Source organism: Planococcus shenhongbingii, from assembly GCF_030413635.1.
GTDB lineage: Bacteria > Bacillota > Bacilli > Bacillales_A > Planococcaceae > Planococcus > Planococcus shenhongbingii.
Map to the genome: position 1 here is coordinate 3676603 of NZ_CP129235.1, position 16266 is coordinate 3692868.

At 42.8% G+C, this 16266-nt stretch carries 15 protein-coding genes and 1 riboswitch; of the genes, 9 read left to right on the forward strand and 6 right to left on the reverse strand.

Annotation, left to right across the window (positions count from 1 at the left end):
- Nucleotides 1-10: 10 nt before the first annotated feature.
- Together QWY16_RS17785 and QWY16_RS17790 are read right to left on the reverse strand one after the other, a co-directional pair.
- Nucleotides 11-1216 (reverse strand): acyl-CoA dehydrogenase family protein, encoded by a 1206-nt coding sequence (locus QWY16_RS17785; RefSeq protein ID WP_300990568.1) that lies wholly within the window; start codon nt 1214-1216, stop codon nt 11-13.
- A 329-nt stretch (nt 1217-1545) separates the two neighbouring features.
- Entirely contained in the window at nt 1546-3366 is a 1821-nt protein-coding gene (locus QWY16_RS17790) for a helix-turn-helix domain-containing protein (protein WP_300990569.1), read from the reverse strand.
- 408 nt (nt 3367-3774) lie between these two features.
- Here QWY16_RS17790 and QWY16_RS17795 point away from each other — a divergent pair, with 408 nt between their 5' ends.
- The 5 genes from QWY16_RS17795 to QWY16_RS17815 are packed head-to-tail and all read left to right on the forward strand — an operon-like array spanning nt 3775 to nt 7754.
- Complete coding sequence (locus QWY16_RS17795) at nt 3775-4248, forward strand: flavin reductase family protein (protein WP_300990571.1); 474 nt, start codon at nt 3775-3777, stop codon at nt 4246-4248.
- Between the two features lie 12 nt (nt 4249-4260).
- Nucleotides 4261-5052, forward strand: a complete 792-nt coding sequence (locus QWY16_RS17800) for a 2-keto-4-pentenoate hydratase (protein WP_300990572.1) — start codon at nt 4261-4263, stop codon at nt 5050-5052.
- Nucleotides 5049-5930: an acetaldehyde dehydrogenase (acetylating) gene (locus QWY16_RS17805; RefSeq protein WP_300990573.1), complete on the forward strand. Its 882-nt coding sequence runs from the start codon at nt 5049-5051 to the stop codon at nt 5928-5930. The genes QWY16_RS17800 and QWY16_RS17805 overlap by 4 nt, the downstream gene beginning before the upstream one ends.
- A 12-nt stretch (nt 5931-5942) precedes the next feature.
- Complete coding sequence (dmpG, locus tag QWY16_RS17810) at nt 5943-6950, forward strand: 4-hydroxy-2-oxovalerate aldolase (protein ID WP_300990574.1); 1008 nt, start codon at nt 5943-5945, stop codon at nt 6948-6950.
- A gap of 21 nt (nt 6951-6971) precedes the next feature.
- Complete coding sequence (locus QWY16_RS17815; RefSeq protein ID WP_300990575.1) at nt 6972-7754, forward strand: FAD synthetase family protein; 783 nt, start codon at nt 6972-6974, stop codon at nt 7752-7754.
- Nucleotides 7755-7880: 126 nt separating this feature from the next.
- Here the strand turns inward: QWY16_RS17815 and QWY16_RS17820 are convergent, their stop codons facing one another.
- Both QWY16_RS17820 and QWY16_RS17825 read right to left on the reverse strand, forming a co-directional pair.
- On the reverse strand, nt 7881-8891 hold the full coding sequence (locus tag QWY16_RS17820; protein WP_300990576.1) for a DUF916 domain-containing protein: 1011 nt from the start codon (nt 8889-8891) through the stop codon (nt 7881-7883).
- 90 nt (nt 8892-8981) lie between these two features.
- The gene (locus tag QWY16_RS17825) at nt 8982-9560 is read right to left on the reverse strand and encodes a WxL domain-containing protein (protein WP_300990577.1); all 579 of its coding nucleotides are present in this window, start codon (nt 9558-9560) and stop codon (nt 8982-8984) included.
- A 74-nt stretch (nt 9561-9634) separates the two neighbouring features.
- Nucleotides 9635-9720, reverse strand: a riboswitch (cyclic di-GMP riboswitch).
- Between the two features lie 820 nt (nt 9721-10540).
- On the opposite strand from QWY16_RS17825, the gene QWY16_RS17830 reads away from it, so the two are divergent.
- The 4 genes from QWY16_RS17830 (at nt 10541) to QWY16_RS17845 (ending at nt 14997) form a co-directional block, all read left to right on the forward strand.
- Nucleotides 10541-12586, forward strand: coding sequence for a sensor domain-containing protein (locus tag QWY16_RS17830; RefSeq protein ID WP_300990578.1), 2046 nt, complete (start codon nt 10541-10543; stop codon nt 12584-12586).
- A gap of 109 nt (nt 12587-12695) precedes the next feature.
- Nucleotides 12696-13112, forward strand: a complete 417-nt coding sequence (locus tag QWY16_RS17835; RefSeq protein WP_300990579.1) for a hypothetical protein — start codon at nt 12696-12698, stop codon at nt 13110-13112.
- A 106-nt stretch (nt 13113-13218) separates the two neighbouring features.
- The gene (locus tag QWY16_RS17840; RefSeq protein WP_300990580.1) at nt 13219-14031 is read left to right on the forward strand and encodes an alpha/beta fold hydrolase; all 813 of its coding nucleotides are present in this window, start codon (nt 13219-13221) and stop codon (nt 14029-14031) included.
- 3 nt (nt 14032-14034) lie between these two features.
- Nucleotides 14035-14997: a GGDEF domain-containing protein gene (locus QWY16_RS17845; protein WP_300990581.1), complete on the forward strand. Its 963-nt coding sequence runs from the start codon at nt 14035-14037 to the stop codon at nt 14995-14997.
- Between the two features lie 76 nt (nt 14998-15073).
- Here the strand turns inward: QWY16_RS17845 and QWY16_RS17850 are convergent, their stop codons facing one another.
- Both QWY16_RS17850 and QWY16_RS17855 read right to left on the reverse strand, forming a co-directional pair.
- A complete protein-coding gene (locus QWY16_RS17850; protein ID WP_300990582.1) occupies nt 15074-15520 on the reverse strand; it encodes a DUF2512 family protein in 447 nt (148 codons plus the stop codon).
- A gap of 199 nt (nt 15521-15719) precedes the next feature.
- The gene (locus tag QWY16_RS17855; protein ID WP_300990583.1) at nt 15720-16016 is read right to left on the reverse strand and encodes an antibiotic biosynthesis monooxygenase family protein; all 297 of its coding nucleotides are present in this window, start codon (nt 16014-16016) and stop codon (nt 15720-15722) included.
- Between the last annotated feature and the right edge of the window lie 250 nt (nt 16017-16266).

Genomic DNA, 16266 nt, shown 5'->3' on the forward strand with positions numbered 1-16266 from the left:
TCAGATTTTTTTACCACGTTGGGTTTCCTTTAAAGCCGAAAATCGATTTGCCGTATGCTGCCAGTGAATCTTCGTACAGATGCGTCGGATGGACCGCCACCGTCATGATGTCGCGGACGAACATTTCAGTCGGGTCGGTTTTGAAAATCGAGTTGCCGCCCAGTGTTAATAAAACGCGCAGCGCCATTTCCGCCGCATTTTTCGAGACGTAGCCGCGGATCGCAAACAGCTTTTCGCGCTCTTCCTCGTCCAAAGTCTTCATGCTGTTTTCCTGGTAATGCGTCAGCCGCTCCAAATACTCATTCGACAAGCCTTTCAGCGAACTTAGCTGGATTTTCATCTCCGCGAGGACGCGCTGGCTGCTCGCCGCTTCTTTTTCGTTCTGGCCATTGTTGAAAATGCGGATGCGGTTTTCCGTTTTGTTCTGGAAAATATCCAGCAGCCGTTCAACGCCGCCGATCTGGATAAACTGGAAGCCCATTAGGAAGAATTGCATATACGGCACATTGGCGATTTGGTATTCCGGCTCGTAATTGTCTTCCCCGAGCCCTTGGCCGGCCAGTACGCGGGCCATTTTGAACACCCGGTTCGGGGGGATGTAGACATTGTCCACGAGTACGCCGTTGCTGCCTGTACCGCGCAGCCCCAATGTATCCCAGTTGTCTACGATATCAACGTCATCTTTATGCACGATAAACATACTGTACTCCGGCACTTCCCCGTCTTTTAATTTCGCAACGGCACCCAATGCAATCCAGTCACTCCACAAAACTCCGCTGCAGAAGTTCCACTGGCCGGACAAACGGTAGCCTTCTCCGTCGTCGGTCACTTTTCCGACTGGGGCGAATACGTCCGCCATCAATTCACCGCTGCCGAATAATTCTTCACGGCTTTCTTTCGGTAGAAAAGCTGGCCATGTTTCATGTATAACGAAGAAGTAACTTAACCAGGCTGCAGGCACACTATGATAGGCGATTGTCCGGATCATTTCACCGAATGTGAAGTAATCCAGATCCTGCCCGCCGTATGCCTTCGGGCGTAGCAACTTATGGAATTCCGCTTCTCTTATTTTTTCAATAACCACATCGGAAAGCTTGGCATTTTGTTCAGCTTCTGAAGCATACTTTTCAGCAATTAATCCGATCTGCTTCGCTTTTTCAATCAGCTCATCTCGGTTGGCTGCCGTTTTTCGGGCTTCTACTTGATTGATTAACATGACAATTCCTCCTTTTGGTAAGCGCTTTCAAACCCCTGTCGCAGCGGTAAGAATTAAATACAGCATAACTGGCAGAGAAATCAGAAAATAGATATGAAATCTTCGGAAAATTCAAATGTTTTCACCCGTTTCCTTTCAAATACTTTTTCACTATACTTTTAAAGAAGACTAAAAAACCTTTTAACGGCTTACTGTCAATGATTTTAAAACAATAGACGTTATTACAATTCTTTTAAATATAGTTTTATAATTTAGTAATACACCTCATATCTTCCGATGACCATATAAAAAAGCCTTGCCACTCCAAAGAGTGGCAAGGCTTCATAGCTTTAAATTGTAATCGTTCCTTTTGATTTAAGAATGTTGATGGCCAAGTAAATGGAGAACAGAGCTTCCGTATCCGTCAAGTCCTGGTTCAAAATTTCACTGATTTTAGCGAGCCGGTAACGCAGCCCACTGATGGACATCGAGGTCTTCTTCGACGTATTGTTTATGCTGTTGCCATTACTTATATATGCATAAAGGGTCCTGATTAAATCGAATTCTTTATCAATCGCGAGCAATTTGCCGATATGCTGGTCAACAAAGCGCTCAATCAGAACTTCATCCTGTATTTGGAACAGCACGCTTTCAAGTCCGAGTTTTTTGAAATAAGAAACATGTGTTTCTTCGTTTGTGGCGCGCAATGCAGCCAATGTTTCATTGTAAAGCAGCGCGATATCCATAAACTTTTCGATCACCGTGCTGACGCCGATGCAGAATTTGTATTTGGAGAAGCGCCGCAGGCAATATTTGAACAAGTGATCAATAAATTTGGCTTGCGAAATGTTCAAATTCTCAAAAGAAGGATATTCAATCAAAATAATGATTTTGTCGAGTTTTTGCGAAACGATTGCATTGATATTGCGTTCATTCAAAAAAAGATAGATGGAGCGAATCAGTTCTTCATTAAAGGCGATTTCGTTTTCGATTTCCTTTCGGTCGCGGTCAATCGTCAGCATCCAGTAAGACGAAGAGGAATCGAAATTCAAATAATAAGAGACTTTGTACATTTCTTCTTCCGTTAAACGGCGTTCCAGAATATCGTCCAAGAAACTGCGTTTGATGTTCTGCTCGGTATTAATCTTGATGTTCTCATTCAGCAGGATAATCGAAGACGTCAGCCCTGCTTTTTCAATAATCATATAATCGAGTTCGGTGGGCTCCTCTTCCCCACTATAAACGAATGAGCAATAACCTTTTATTCTCTGCTCATAGAAAACAGGCGTGCGCAGCAGTGAAATGCCTTCGGAATAACGGGTAAAAGCGGTGTATTTTGACTGGAATTTCTGCAGTTCAAGCGGCGTATCCAAATGGCCTGCCTGTACCAGGATCTGATGATTCTCATCTTCTATAAAGGCCGTTAATCCCGTAGTTTCATATAAAATGTCGACAATCTTTTGGATTCCCTGTTTTGACAGCAATTCCTCAATCAAACGCTGATGGATGTCATTCGCTTTGGTCAGATGGTCGCGCTCAGCCTTCAGTTTCTCAGTCACTTCATCCAGTTCCTTGATGATGCTGGTGCCCTGGTAATAGCCTTGTTCACTCGTAATTTCTTCCCCCCATTTTTCAATCGGCATGCAGATGGATTTGCATTGCTCGTGGCCCATCGCCCGGCACTCTATTTCTTTTACCAGGACCGGCTGCTGCAAGACGGTTGACAGGTAGCCGCTGGCATAGCCGCATAATGTATGGCAAACCGGCTCGGTGCTTAAATCATTTGCTTTTAAATATTGCTCCGCCTCGAATGTATTGACCCATAGCACCTCAATAAAATCCAGCTGCTCCTGTTCCGTACGCACTTCCAGAACTTCCACTTTATCCAGATAGCCATGCAGCATGTGGAATTTTGCCCCGGCATATACGGCTTCCCAAACGTCTTCCCATTCAAACAGTTTCGCTTTTTCACCGTCACTTACCCCGCAATGCCAGCCGTAGCGGGTAAAGACTCCTTTCGTCCGGTCTTTGCCGATGACGTTGAAGAGTTCTTTTTTCAATGCAGTTCTTGCTTCAATCGGGATGGTGATCACCCGGTCATATAATTCAGTTACAGCGGTTTCTTTCTGGGAGTTAAATACGTCACTCAATTTCAGCTGCTTAGATTTCATTCCCATTCCCCCTTATCATGTTGCAAGCTTCTAACTTTCAAATCTTTCCTTATTATCATTCCGGAATATCGTTTATTGAATATAGTAAATCGATATATTTAGAAAGGCATTCACAACTGAGTTTCTATATTATTAAAATACACAATTAATATTTTAACAACTTCTAATTTTCCGATAAATTGCTATATTAGGAAACCTTTTAGATTTTTCGCGCTAAAATAAACAGATAATTGCTACTGTTCGTTTGTATTTTTAGCATGAGGGAGCTGATATTCTCAAGGTGTAAGATTTTCACTGTTCACCAATCCAATTGCATCCAGCCATCAAGAAACCGCTGGAAACAAAAAGTAAGCGGTTACAAGAAGCCGGGCTTTAGCCAACATATCATAATGCAGAGGAGAATGTAAAATGGATGATTTGTTATTCAGACAAGCAATGGGGAAATTCGCAACGGGTGTCACGGTCTTAACGACGGCTCATGAAGGGGATATCCACGGCATGACCGCGAATGCATTCATGTCGGTGTCACTGGATCCGAAGCTGGTCGTGATTTCCATTGGACACAAGGCTCGCTTTTTAGAAAAAGTAACCCAGTCAAATCGATTTGCGGTCAATATTTTAGCTGAGGACCAAGAATATCTTTCCAACCATTTTGCTGGAAAGCCGCAAGGTGATGTGCAGTTTGCCTCTTTGGATGGCCTGCCGGTACTCGACGGTGCAGTAGCACAAATAACATGTGATGTCGCCTCGACTTACGTGGAAGGCGACCATACCTTATTTATCGGGAAAGTGACTGCCATCCAGCTGGAAGAAAAAAATCCGCTGCTCTTTTATTCCGGGAAATACCGTGAAGTAACAGCGCTTGAAACAAATAAAGCATAAGCAGGTGAGACAATGGAACTCGAGAAAATCGCCCAGAAATTGCGGGATGCAGAAATAGATAAACAGCCCATCGCTCCTTTAACGGAAACGGAAGCGGGTATTACAGCCGATGACGCCTACCGGATCCAATTGCATCAGATCGAGCTGAAAAAGAACGAAGGCGCCGTGGTCAAAGGCTTGAAAATCGGCTTAACGAGCAAAGTGATGCAGGAAATGCTGAATGTCCATACACCGGATTACGGATTCGTCCTCGATTCGATGGTGTTTGAAGAAGCCCGCGCAATCGATGCGGAGCGGTTTATCCAGCCGAAAGTGGAATTTGAAATCGCCTTCGTCTTCAAAGAAGCGTTGAAAGGGCCGGATGTGACGATTGAAGATGTGATCCGCGCGACGGATTACGTCGTGCCGTCCATCGAAATCATCGACAGCCGGATCGAAGACTGGCGCATCAAGTTTGAAGACACGGTGGCTGACAATGGCTCATCAGCCGGTGCACTGTTGGGTTCTAAACAAACGGCATTAGCGGATATTGATATCGCCAATATCGGCATGACGGTCTATAAAAACGGTGAAGCGATCGACCAAGCGTCAAGCAGCGCGGTGCTCGGCAATCCGCTGAATGCCGTTGTCTGGCTGGCCAATGAAGTGGGCCGCTATGATATCGCAATCGAGCCGGGCATGTTCGTGTTATCCGGCGCGTTATCCAAAGCCCTGCCGTTTTCAGCCGGCGACCGTTTCACGGCGGATTTCGGGGAACTCGGCGATGTCAGCATTTCATTCCAACCGGCAGAGGTGACAAAATGAGCAAATTAAAAGTAGGAATCATCGGTTCCGGAAATATCGGAACGGATCTCATGTATAAAATCGAGCGCTGCGATTCACTGGAGATGAGTGTCATGGTCGGGATCGACCCTGATTCTGAAGGGCTGAAACGTGCAAAGGATGCCGGCTATACCGCCATTTCCAACGGTATTGACGGGTTGATGGAGCAGCTCGACCTGGTCGATATCGTGTTTGATGCAACGAGTGCCTATGCCCATAAAGCGCATAGCGACCTATTGACGGCTGCCGGAAAGAAAGTCATCGATTTGACGCCGGCGGCAATCGGCCCATTTACGGTCCCTTCCGTCAACTTGAAGGCGAATTTCGAATCGCCGAATGTCAATATGGTGACGTGCGGCGGACAGGCAACGATTCCGATTGTCCATGCCATCAGCCGGGTTGTTCCGGTGGCATATGCGGAAATCGTGGCGACGGTTGCCAGCAAAAGCGCCGGACCAGGAACACGCGCCAATATTGATGAATTCACCCACACCACTGCGCGTGCCATCGAAAAAGTCGGCGGAGCTGAAAAAGGCAAAGCGATCATCATCTTGAATCCTGCCGAGCCGCCGGTCATTATGCGCGATACGGTCAATGCATTGATCAAAGACGTGGAATTCGATGAAAAGGAAGTGACCGCTTCGATCGAAAAAATGGTGGCAAACGTCCAGGAATATGTTCCGGGCTATCGTTTGCGGGGAGCGCCGCAATTTGACGGACAGCGTGTATCGGTGTTTTTGGAAGTGGAAGGTGCGGGCGATTTCTTCCCTGCCTATTCCGGCAATTTGGATATCATGACCGCCGCCGCTGCAAAAGTGGCAAACGAAATGGCAAAAGAGCTAATCGCGGCAAACGCGTAAGGAGAGGGACTAATGGAAAAGAAATCATTTGAAATCTTAGATGTAACACTCCGTGACGGAAGCCATGCGATGTCCCATGCGTTCACGCCGCAGCAAGTCCGTGATACGGCAAGGGGGCTGGACGCGGCAGGCGTCCGCTATTTCGAGGTTTCCCACGGGGACGGACTGGGCGGATCGTCTTTGCAATACGGTTTGTCTGCCCATGACGAGCTCGAGCTGATCGAAATTGCGGCGGATGAATGCAAGCAGGCGGAAGTTTCCGTCTTATTGATCCCTGGCATCGGCGTCAAAGGCGATTTGCAGGATGCCGTAAAAGCCGGAGCCAAAATGGTGCGTGTCGCGACGCATGTCACAGAAGCGGACGTCGCAGCGCAGCACATTGCACTTGGGCGCGAACTGGGATTGAAAACGGTCGGTTTCCTGATGATGGCGCATATGGCATCGGTGGAGAAAATCGTCGAACAAGCCAAACTGTTTGAAAGTTACGGCGCCGAAGTCATTTATGTCACGGACTCTGCAGGCTATATGCTGCCGCAGGATGTCACCGAGCGCATTTCCGCCTTGAAGCAATCCGTCGGCTGTGAAATCGGCTTCCACGGACATAATAATCTGTCAATGGCCATGGCCAATACGATTGCGGCCGTTGAAGCGGGTTCCACCTATATCGACGGCAGCCTGCGCGCATTAGGTGCCGGCAGCGGCAACACCCAGACAGAAGTGATGGTCGCCGTTCTTGAACGACTCGGCTATCAGACCGGCATCGACCTTTATAAGATCATGGATGCCGCCAATGACGTTGTAACCCCGTTCATGCCACGGCCTCAGGAAATCACCGGCTCCAGTCTGGTAATGGGCTATTCAGGCGTCTATTCCAGTTTCCTTTTGCATACACAAGTGGCCGCGAAACGCTTCGGCGTTGACGAACGCGATATCCTGGTGGAACTGGGCCACATGAAAGCGGTCGGCGGCCAGGAAGATCTGATTTATGACGTTGCCCAAGGAATAGCAGTTCAAAAATAGTACGGTTCGGGAGGGCTTTTTATGCAAACCATTCATTTAACAAGCCAAAACATGCAGCAATGGCAACATCACTTTCCACAGCAGACAGTTGCAATCGGGTTTTTTGATGGTTTGCATAAAGGCCACTTGTCCGTCATTCAAGAAGCGAAACGTTTAGCGGATCATTACGGGGTCTCGTCTTCGGTCATGAGCTTTTTCCCCCATCCAAAAACGGTATTGTCCAAAGGGGCGGCTCCGTTCCGGTACTTGATGCCGCTTGAAGAAAAACAGGCGGTCTTAGAGGAACTCGGCATTGATACGTTGTTTCTGGTCCATTTTGACCGCGACATCGCCGGCATCCCCCCTGCGGATTTTGTCGAAACGTTTTTGACCGGGCTGAATGCCATCCACGTAGTATGCGGCGGTGATTTCCACTACGGCTCAGGGGGCAGCGGGAATACGCAGTCACTCGCCGAACAAGGCAAAGGGCATTTCAACATATCCGTTGTCGAGCTGGTCGAATATGGCGGCGAAAAAATTAGCTCCACCCGCATCCGCCAAGCGTTGGCCCAAGGAAATATTTCCATCGTGCGCAAGCTATTGGGAAAATCCTATTCCGTGAACTGGTGTCCTAAAAACGGCTTGCTGCCCTTCTATTCCTTGCCGGCGCCTGGAAAATACGAAGTGAAGCTGCACCATAACGATGAAACCGTCGTGTGCAAAGCACAGGTGCTAAACGATAAAGAAGCAAAGTTCACTTATGATTTCAGCCGATGGAGCCACGGGGTTAAAATCGAGTGGATTCGGGCGATAGGAAATTTTTAGTTTATAAAAAGGAAGAGGCGAAGCCACACTTCAGGGCTCCGCCTCTTCCTTTTTCTCTATATTATTTTAGGTGCATGTCCAGTTTCTTCCTATTAAAGCACCCTAGCCTTATCATTAACTATTCTTTTATACTTTTTTTCTTCTTTGCCCAAGTAAGAACATGATAACTCCAAAAGCGACTGCGATGCTGACCCAGACCCACATCGGAATGTCGCCACCTTCAACAACCGCTGTTGGATTTATGACTTCAGCATATTCTTCAACTTCCTCAGTTGAAATCTCGAAAGGTTCCTCTACTTCAATCACTTGATCGCCGGCCTGGCCGTTTGCCACTAAGGTGTAGCTGCCATCTTTAAGTTCCTCATGGTTCCAGGCAGCCGGAAAACGGATTTTCGATTTCGGAGCCATATTGAATGTCGTGACAGTACCATCGAAAAGTGCTGTTCCTGTATGATCCAAAACCGAATAAGTCCACTCAATGTTCCCTTGGATCAAATGCGCATCATTAATGACCTCTAAATACACTTGCGCAGTAGGCGCAGTAAATCCGGCTTTTCCTGTTGAAAAATCCGGTTCCGCGTTGGTCGGCAGGTTCAATTGGATGGCAAACACATGAGCCGTTTCTGTATCAATGGTAAATGTCGCTTCATCTTTTCCAGCTTCGCCCTCCGCTTCTTTTGTGTCCGTGAGCTGGATAATTTTAATGCCGCCGAGCAAAGTTTGCCCATCTATGTCTGGAACAGTCACTTGGACCGGTAAATCAACTGACTCCAATGCTGGAATCGTGACCATTTCTTCCGTTTCCATATGGTCAGCCAACCGTACTGCATCATCCAACAATGTAGTACCTTCGGATTCTGTTTCCAGCTGATACAAAATACCTCCTGTCGGGCTTGTATAAGCATTAGCCTTTTCAACCCGAACATCTATTGGAGTTTCTTCATTGTTTCTTAAGCGCAAGTGCATGGTCACCTGTTCATCCGGCAAGACATCTACATCAAAATACCCTTTCGTTTCCATTACTTGGTTTTCCGGATAAATCGGTTCCACCTCCAGTGAAGAAGTTGGTTCAGCAGCTAAAGTAATGGTCGGTACGAAAAAGAGAAAAGCAAGTGTAGCTAAAATAGGTTTAAACATAAAATACCTCCTGATCGGATTATAAAATACCTTCTTTTTAAAAATTAAAAAAACCACGTCATTAAGACATGGTATCAAGTTTAATGCTCATTAAGGTCCAGCGACAATGGAAACAGTTACAGTAGAAGTATAATCACCTGCCAATACGTCTTTTGGCAATACATTCACTGATAAATCCATAGCAGAAACATCAAAAGTTCCCATTCCGCCATCTTTCGCAGCAGAAAGTACTCTTATATCTGTCACACCAATATTTCCACCTGCTGTTGTAATTGTTCTGGGATCTGAGGAACCTAAAGCGCCTACCGCTTTTGTTACAGTAGGAGCTGAAAGACTTAACGCATCAGTAGTTAATGTTCGGCCAAGGACTTTATCTTCAAATTGGCTAGCCTTAACTGTAACGTTCCAGCCAGCGCCCGTACCTCTAGCATCTGTAACTGTAAAGCCGTTGATTGCAGCTCCGGTCATTACCTGATCTTTACCATTTAAGGCAAAAGGTGTGGTAAATGAAGTCGCTGATATTTCACTAAATACCGGATTGGTTGTTCCAGTAATATTCGTTGTAATATCTTTTGTTACCGGTGAAGCCATAGCTCCAGAAGCTACTCCTGTTGTCAGCAAAGCAACAACTGCAATTCCTGTTGCGAATTTCTTAAATACTGTAGTCATTATTTTTTCCTCCCAAGTTGCGGGTAGGGTTAGTGGATCTATTAAAATGAGGACAATTCTCTTCACTCTTCAATCTTATTAACCTAGCCGTCATAATTTGTAAAACCGTAAACCTGTAGCTTTGCGCCAATATCTTTCGACATCTTTGTTTTATAAGTAAAGAAGGGTATTTCTCTATCTATGGACCAACAATCTTTCACTCACTTTTACTACTATATAGTATTGTCAGGTAAAAAATACTCGACTTAATAACTATTTTTAACAATTTTATATGAAATAATAAGCTTTTTAAGTACCTAATAACTATTTTTTATTAAGTTTACTTTTTAGTATATCTATTCTAAATTATCTTATAATAATAAAATTTACTCGTACTTAAATTACCTGCAGAATTTAAAAATAAATTTAACCGACAGTTCATTTACATTAAATACTTAAATTTACTATCAAAGTGAATGATGATTCTCCAGCTTAAAAATCCAAAAATGCTAAAACCTTAATGAACATTCTTTTTCTTCAGTTCCATTCCTCATGAATTATTTCTTGTTCTCCCTTGTTTCATTCAACTGAGCAGCTGTTTCGTCATTTCAATCCGCATAACTGTATAACTCCTATGGTTCTTTAACTTCTCCGTCTCTTCTATAGATCATAAAACTAGACCTGCAGGATACGTTTAGCTTTTCTATCGGATGATGGTCGAACAAGAAGAGCAGAATCATATTCAAAAGAATATTTTAAGAAAGGTAAAATCAAATATGGAAGCTTATATAAAATATTAAAAATTCTATACTTATAAACTATTGATTAATTAGCATAAAAATACAATAATGGTATCTTTTTTAATATATAGTTAAAAATACCTATTTAATTATATGGTAGTTTGTCCTACAATGCTGTTATCTCGATTTCATTTATTAGGTATAAACATCCTATATATCTTTTACAAGAAATTCTGCCGACAAAAATGAGGAGGAAGGAAAGTGGAATCACCCGTTACAATATTTCAAAAAGCTATCCCTACTTGCAAAGAACCTCTTCTTGTGGTCAATGAAAATGGGATGATTACACAGATGAATCAGGCCTGGATCAATCTCTGCATCCATTGCCAGCTATCAAAAAACTTATGGAATATCGAAGAAAACTTCTTTTCGTACTTATTGGAAGTTAATAAGCACGAAGAAGTGAAAATGATAAAAAATGTTTTAGACAAGAAACTAAAAGATGGAAAGCAGATCATTCAACTGCCTCTTAAAAATGGTCATGTTGAAGAATTTTCTGTTTATGTATGTTCTTCTCACTCTCAGAACACTTCCCTTAAAGAAGTGATTCTGACTTTTACTCCACTGAATAATGAGGCGTTGAAACATGTTGCTATAGAAAGTGTTTTGGAGAACATATCCGAAGGTTTCTTTTTAGTGGATTCTCATTTTAACATCACATACACAAACAGAAAGATTGAAGAACTGTTTGACTGTACACGCGAGAATATTATTGGAAAGTCCTTGTGGGAAGCTCTTCCGGAAACAGAAGAAGTAGAAAAACTCTTTAATGAGTATTCCACCAGGATGTTTGATTCCACAGATCACGTTTTCGACTATTTCCATGAACCCTCGGCACAACAGTTAAACATCAAATTTTCGCTTCAGGTCAATGGGAACACTGAAATTTACATTTCAGAAGCCAGTGAACATACCGCTGATCAAAACAATGAGCCGGAACTGACGAAAGTGGATCTCTTAACCGGATTGCCGCATCAGGAGGAGCTATGGAAATTTGCAGTTTCTCTCCAGAAACAAAACAAAGAATTCGCCTTGTTTTTTGTTAATTTGATTAATTTCAAAGCAATCAACGCCCTTTACGATTATGAAAACGGGGACCGATTAATAAAAAATGCTGCGAAAAGGCTAAATGAATTAGCCGGTTCTTCGATTGTTGTCGGCCGGCAACACAGCGATAATTTCATCGTTATTCGCGAGAATACGAATGACGAATCCATCACGCAATTTTCAAATCGGATTGCAGAGAAATTCAGCAGAACATTTTTATTAGAGAAATTTCAATCGGTTAGTATAAGTGCAAGCATCGGTATTTCCCAATATCCCTCTGACTCAAAAAACATCGGGGATCTTATACTGTTTGCAGAAACGGCCATGTCAGAGGCTAAAAAGGTTCAGGAAACTGCCTATCGGCTCTTTCATCCGCGAATGAATTCCGGCAATCGGCGGGAACTTGAAATCCAGGAGGCGCTTATCAATGGAAATTACAAATCCGATTTCTATTTTACGTTACAGCCTCAGATTGACGTCCTTACCGGAGCCATCGCTGGAATGGAAGTGTTATCCCGATGGAATCATCCGCGTTACGGAGAACTCTCCCCTCTTGAATTTATCGAAATAGCAGAACAGTCTGGCGCAATTGAATCTTTGACCTATCATTTACTCAAGAAAGTTTTTTCGAAAATAAAGGATTGGAAACTTCAGTATGGCTGGAAACTTAAAACAGCTATCAATATAACCCCCTCCCTTTTATCGAGTCCTACGTTCTTTAATGATTTCATAGAAATGATGGACCTTTATGGCATTGAATCCCAATGGATCGAAATTGAAATTACCGAACAAGTTGAACTGACTTATTCTAAGCAAATCCTCGAAAATCTGCTACTCTGCAGGGAACGGGGTATTTCCATAGCAATAGATGATTTCGGCACAGGATACTCAATGATTGCTTATTTAACCCAGTTTCCTATCGACAAGATTAAAATCGACAAGTTTTTCATCGAAGGGATCGGGCAGGACGCTAAAGCTGAAGCGATATTAATTGCCTTGATCAACCTGGCTAAAAGCATCGGCTGTGACTTGCTGGCAGAAGGCGTGGAACGGAAAGAAGAAGCAGAGTTTCTAAAAAGCCATGGCTGTACAATATTCCAAGGCTACCTTTTTGACAAACCCTTAAAACCGGATAAATTTGAAAGGAAATATTTGCAGAAAGAAAGATATTTTACTTTGAATAGAAAAGTTGTTTCTTAATGAAATGTTTTATTATCATTACCGGTTTAAAATGAATCTGTAATATTTTTATACCTGAATAAAGCGGATTTTTATACTACCCAATCACATCAAGAATGAGGAAAACTTTATGATTCTATTTAAAAGAACACCTTTGTTGACCGATAAAGATAAAATCCATTTGAAACAGTTAGTTGGAAAGACAGTAGAAGCCATGCTGCAATCCAAAGAAGAGACTCTTTATATAATGGAAAAATATGAGTTAGTATTCATTTGTTCTTGGGAGGGAGAATATATTGACTGCTCCCTTTACCATCGTTCCTCTATCAATGTATTCAAAAGCGGAAAAATCGGATTTCAAAAAGAACCTATTTTTACAGAGAAAAGATATTTTCATAAAAAGAATGATACTCTTATCTATTTGGATAAAAACCAACTTATGGAATTCCCCCCGAGAAACCTGGAAGCTTTTTATTACACTTGTGAATTGGTCCAAAATTTTGAAATCGAAGTCAATTCTGTGTACGACTACACATGCGTGTGGTGATAAATGAATATTTATCGACTGCGGAGTTGTGAAAGAATGTATATTGCATTCATGTACATAGCAATAAAAGAGAACAAGTAAAATTTTAGAAGCAGGTGTTTGGAGAATGAATAGCCAAGTATTAAAACGCAATAATGTATCCATAATTGGAGAAGGAGAAAAAACCATCGTTTTCGGACATGGACTCGGCTGTGACCAGTTGGTCTGGAGAAAGATCAGCCAGGCATTTAAAGATGAGTACCGATTGGTCTTCTTCGATTATGTAGGATCAGGCCAAAGCGACAAAGAGCAGTACTCATATGATCGATACAGCACGCTTTACGGATACCAGCAGGATTTGCTGGAAGTGTGCGATGCCTTGGAACTGGAAAGCATTATTTTCATTGGCCACTCGGTAAGCAGCATGATTGGAGCCTTAGCATCAATCGAACGGCCCGGATTGATTGAAAAACTGATCATGATTGGTCCATCACCACACTTCTTGAACAAACCCGGTTATCATGGCGGGTTTGAAAAAGAAGACATTGACGAATTGCTGAATATGATGGAAATCAATTACAAAGAATGGGCTAAGTACTTAGCTCCAATAGCGATGCAGAATTCTGAACGTCCAGAACTCACCTCTGAATTTGAAGCGGTTCTCAGTGCAAACGATCCGATGATCATACGGCAATTCGCTGAAGTCACTTTCACTTCCGATTTGCGGAGCATCTTACCCGATATAAAGGCCACTACATTAATTTTACAGCCTCAATTCGATGCGCTTGTCCCTTTGGAAATTGGTAATTATATTCACAAAGAAATTGCAGATAGCCATTTAGTTGTCATGGATGCTGCGGGACATAATCCGCATATAAGCGATGCAAAAGAAACAATCAGGCATATCCTTGCTTTCTTGACGAGTCAGAAAGGATTATAGATTGTGGATGAAAAACTCAATATGGCAGCAGGCGGTTATTTGGCCATCGACTCGAGGCTTCGGATTATCGAAATGAATCAGACGCTGAAAGAATTGCTTGAGATCGATGATACGCCGAAGCATATGCACGAAGTGCTGACTGTCCCTTCAAGAATCTTTTTTCAGACTTATTTCAATCCATCTATACACATGCACAAAAAGGTCAATGAAATGTATTTGACTCTCAAAAGTAAAAGCGGAAAAATTCCCGTATTGATGAATACAGTTGAAAGAGATGGGCTTTATCAATGTATTCTTTTGCCGATGACCATTAGAGAAGAATATGAGAAAGAGCTTCTCCTTGCAAAGCGGAATGCTGAAAAATTTACTCAAGAAGCGACCGCTGCATATGAACAGTTGCAACAGCTGTTGCAGAATGTTGAAAGAAAACAACTCGAACTGGAAGCCTTAAATGAGCAGCTGCTTGTTTTGGCAATGACGGATTCACTAACCGGTTTAAAAAACCGGCGATATTTGGATGAAAATCTGGATACTTTAATTGCAGAGTTACGTGGAAACGGCCAATTCTTAGCCGTACTTTTATTGGACATTGATCATTTTAAATCGATAAACGATACATATGGGCATGCTATTGGCGATGCTGTGCTGCGGGAATTAGCATGGAAACTGCAAGAAAAAGTGCCAACGCCAGGAGTTGTCATTCGTTTAGGAGGAGAAGAGTTTGTGGTTATCCTCCCAGGTAACGATGGTTTCCAAGCTGCGGATTTGGCTGAGAATCTTCGCAGCTCCCTGGAAAAGAGTCCGTGGGACCATGTCAATATGACGATAAGTATTGGAGGGGCCTTACTGGAACCGGCAGACAATGCTCTCTCTCTATTGAAAAAAGCGGATCAAGCTCTTTATGGTGCAAAAGAATCAGGAAGAAACCGGGTTCTATTCCATTCAGGCATTCTGTCTGCGCAATAGACAAAAAAGGCTGCGAATTCATTATTGAATTCGCAGCCTTTTTTTAATTAAATTTTTTAAAGAAGTTTCCTTCAGCTTAATGCGAAGAAGTTGTAGCATGTGCGTCTTTTTCTGGGAAAACATTGCGGTCCAGATATTTATGGAAGAACCATTCTCCCGCACCGATGACGATGGCAGAAATAAGAGCGGCTTGCACGATGTCTTCGCTGTTGTTGATCAGCGCATCACCCATCAGCCAAATTACTAGGAAAGAAAGGACGATGTCTGCAATAGTTGCCATCGTGTTTCTTTTTTTATGGTTTTCGTGGTTATTGGCATGAGTGTTTCCTGCATGGCCATGTGCCGTCTGGTTCCCGGTTTTCCGGAAAACCATCAAGTCTCCCAACGCATAAGCAAGCAGAGTCAGCACCAAGCTGATCAATAATGTATCTCCGAACTCGACATCATAGATTCCGGTCAAAATAATGGAAAGGACGACCGCAATCATAACAAATTTAATAATAAGGGCTTTTAAATGATTCATTGCTTTTCCTCCTTTTGATTTGTAGGTTCAATAAATATATACCCGACAATAAAAAGGGTTAATCGTAATTACATTAAAAAATGTATAATACAAGAAAAAATCACATAATATACATGGCTTGTATAAGCAAAGATGTGGAATTCGCCTCTCTGTTAAAGCCGCTCAGCAGTACAGAAACGGCAAATAGCCTCGCTGCATTTTATGTAAAATCCACTTTTTCAAAATGCTCTACTATGGGAAACGGATCATAAAAATGATGCAATAATTGTTTCCATTCCAGGTATCCTGCCGATTGCCTAAAACCAACCGTATGGTCTTCTAATCTTTCCCATTCCACTAACAGCAAATATTTCCCTTCCACTTCCATGCATCGCTGCAGCTCATGGGACAGATACCCTTTCATCGAAGAAATAATAACAGATGCCTGTCGAAAAGCCTCTTCATACTCTTTCTCCATTCCCGGTTTCACGTAAAGTGCTGCAGCTTCTAAAATCATGCAATCCCTCCTATATTCAATCAACTCACTTGGTTTTTAACTTTAGCATTCGCGGCAGTGAAATTGCAAAAAAAATACCCCTCATAACGAGTGGGTTTATGTCTTGCTTTTTATTGATATAGCTATGCTGCATAAAGGATTTCCAGCCATAAAAGCCAAGGTCAAAATACATTGAAATAAACGAAAATTTATGGTAAATTTATATAGATATACACCAAAAATCATCAATGGTTATACTATCCCTACATTA

Excerpts from the sequence above, each read along its gene's own strand:
- QWY16_RS17785 (WP_300990568.1), bottom strand. The coding sequence starts at position 1,216 with ATGTTAATCAATCAAGTAGAAGCCCGAAAAACGGCAGCCAACCGAGAT.
- QWY16_RS17790 (WP_300990569.1), bottom strand. The coding sequence starts at position 3,366 with ATGAAATCTAAGCAGCTGAAATTGAGTGACGTATTTAACTCCCAGAAA.
- QWY16_RS17795 (WP_300990571.1), top strand. The coding sequence starts at position 3,775 with ATGGATGATTTGTTATTCAGACAAGCAATGGGGAAATTCGCAACGGGT.
- QWY16_RS17800 (WP_300990572.1), top strand. The coding sequence starts at position 4,261 with ATGGAACTCGAGAAAATCGCCCAGAAATTGCGGGATGCAGAAATAGAT.
- QWY16_RS17805 (WP_300990573.1), top strand. The coding sequence starts at position 5,049 with ATGAGCAAATTAAAAGTAGGAATCATCGGTTCCGGAAATATCGGAACG.
- dmpG (WP_300990574.1), top strand. The coding sequence starts at position 5,943 with ATGGAAAAGAAATCATTTGAAATCTTAGATGTAACACTCCGTGACGGA.
- QWY16_RS17815 (WP_300990575.1), top strand. The coding sequence starts at position 6,972 with ATGCAAACCATTCATTTAACAAGCCAAAACATGCAGCAATGGCAACAT.
- QWY16_RS17820 (WP_300990576.1), bottom strand. The coding sequence starts at position 8,891 with ATGTTTAAACCTATTTTAGCTACACTTGCTTTTCTCTTTTTCGTACCG.
- QWY16_RS17825 (WP_300990577.1), bottom strand. The coding sequence starts at position 9,560 with ATGACTACAGTATTTAAGAAATTCGCAACAGGAATTGCAGTTGTTGCT.
- QWY16_RS17835 (WP_300990579.1), top strand. The coding sequence starts at position 12,696 with ATGATTCTATTTAAAAGAACACCTTTGTTGACCGATAAAGATAAAATC.
- QWY16_RS17840 (WP_300990580.1), top strand. The coding sequence starts at position 13,219 with ATGAATAGCCAAGTATTAAAACGCAATAATGTATCCATAATTGGAGAA.
- QWY16_RS17850 (WP_300990582.1), bottom strand. The coding sequence starts at position 15,520 with ATGAATCATTTAAAAGCCCTTATTATTAAATTTGTTATGATTGCGGTC.
- QWY16_RS17855 (WP_300990583.1), bottom strand. The coding sequence starts at position 16,016 with ATGATTTTAGAAGCTGCAGCACTTTACGTGAAACCGGGAATGGAGAAA.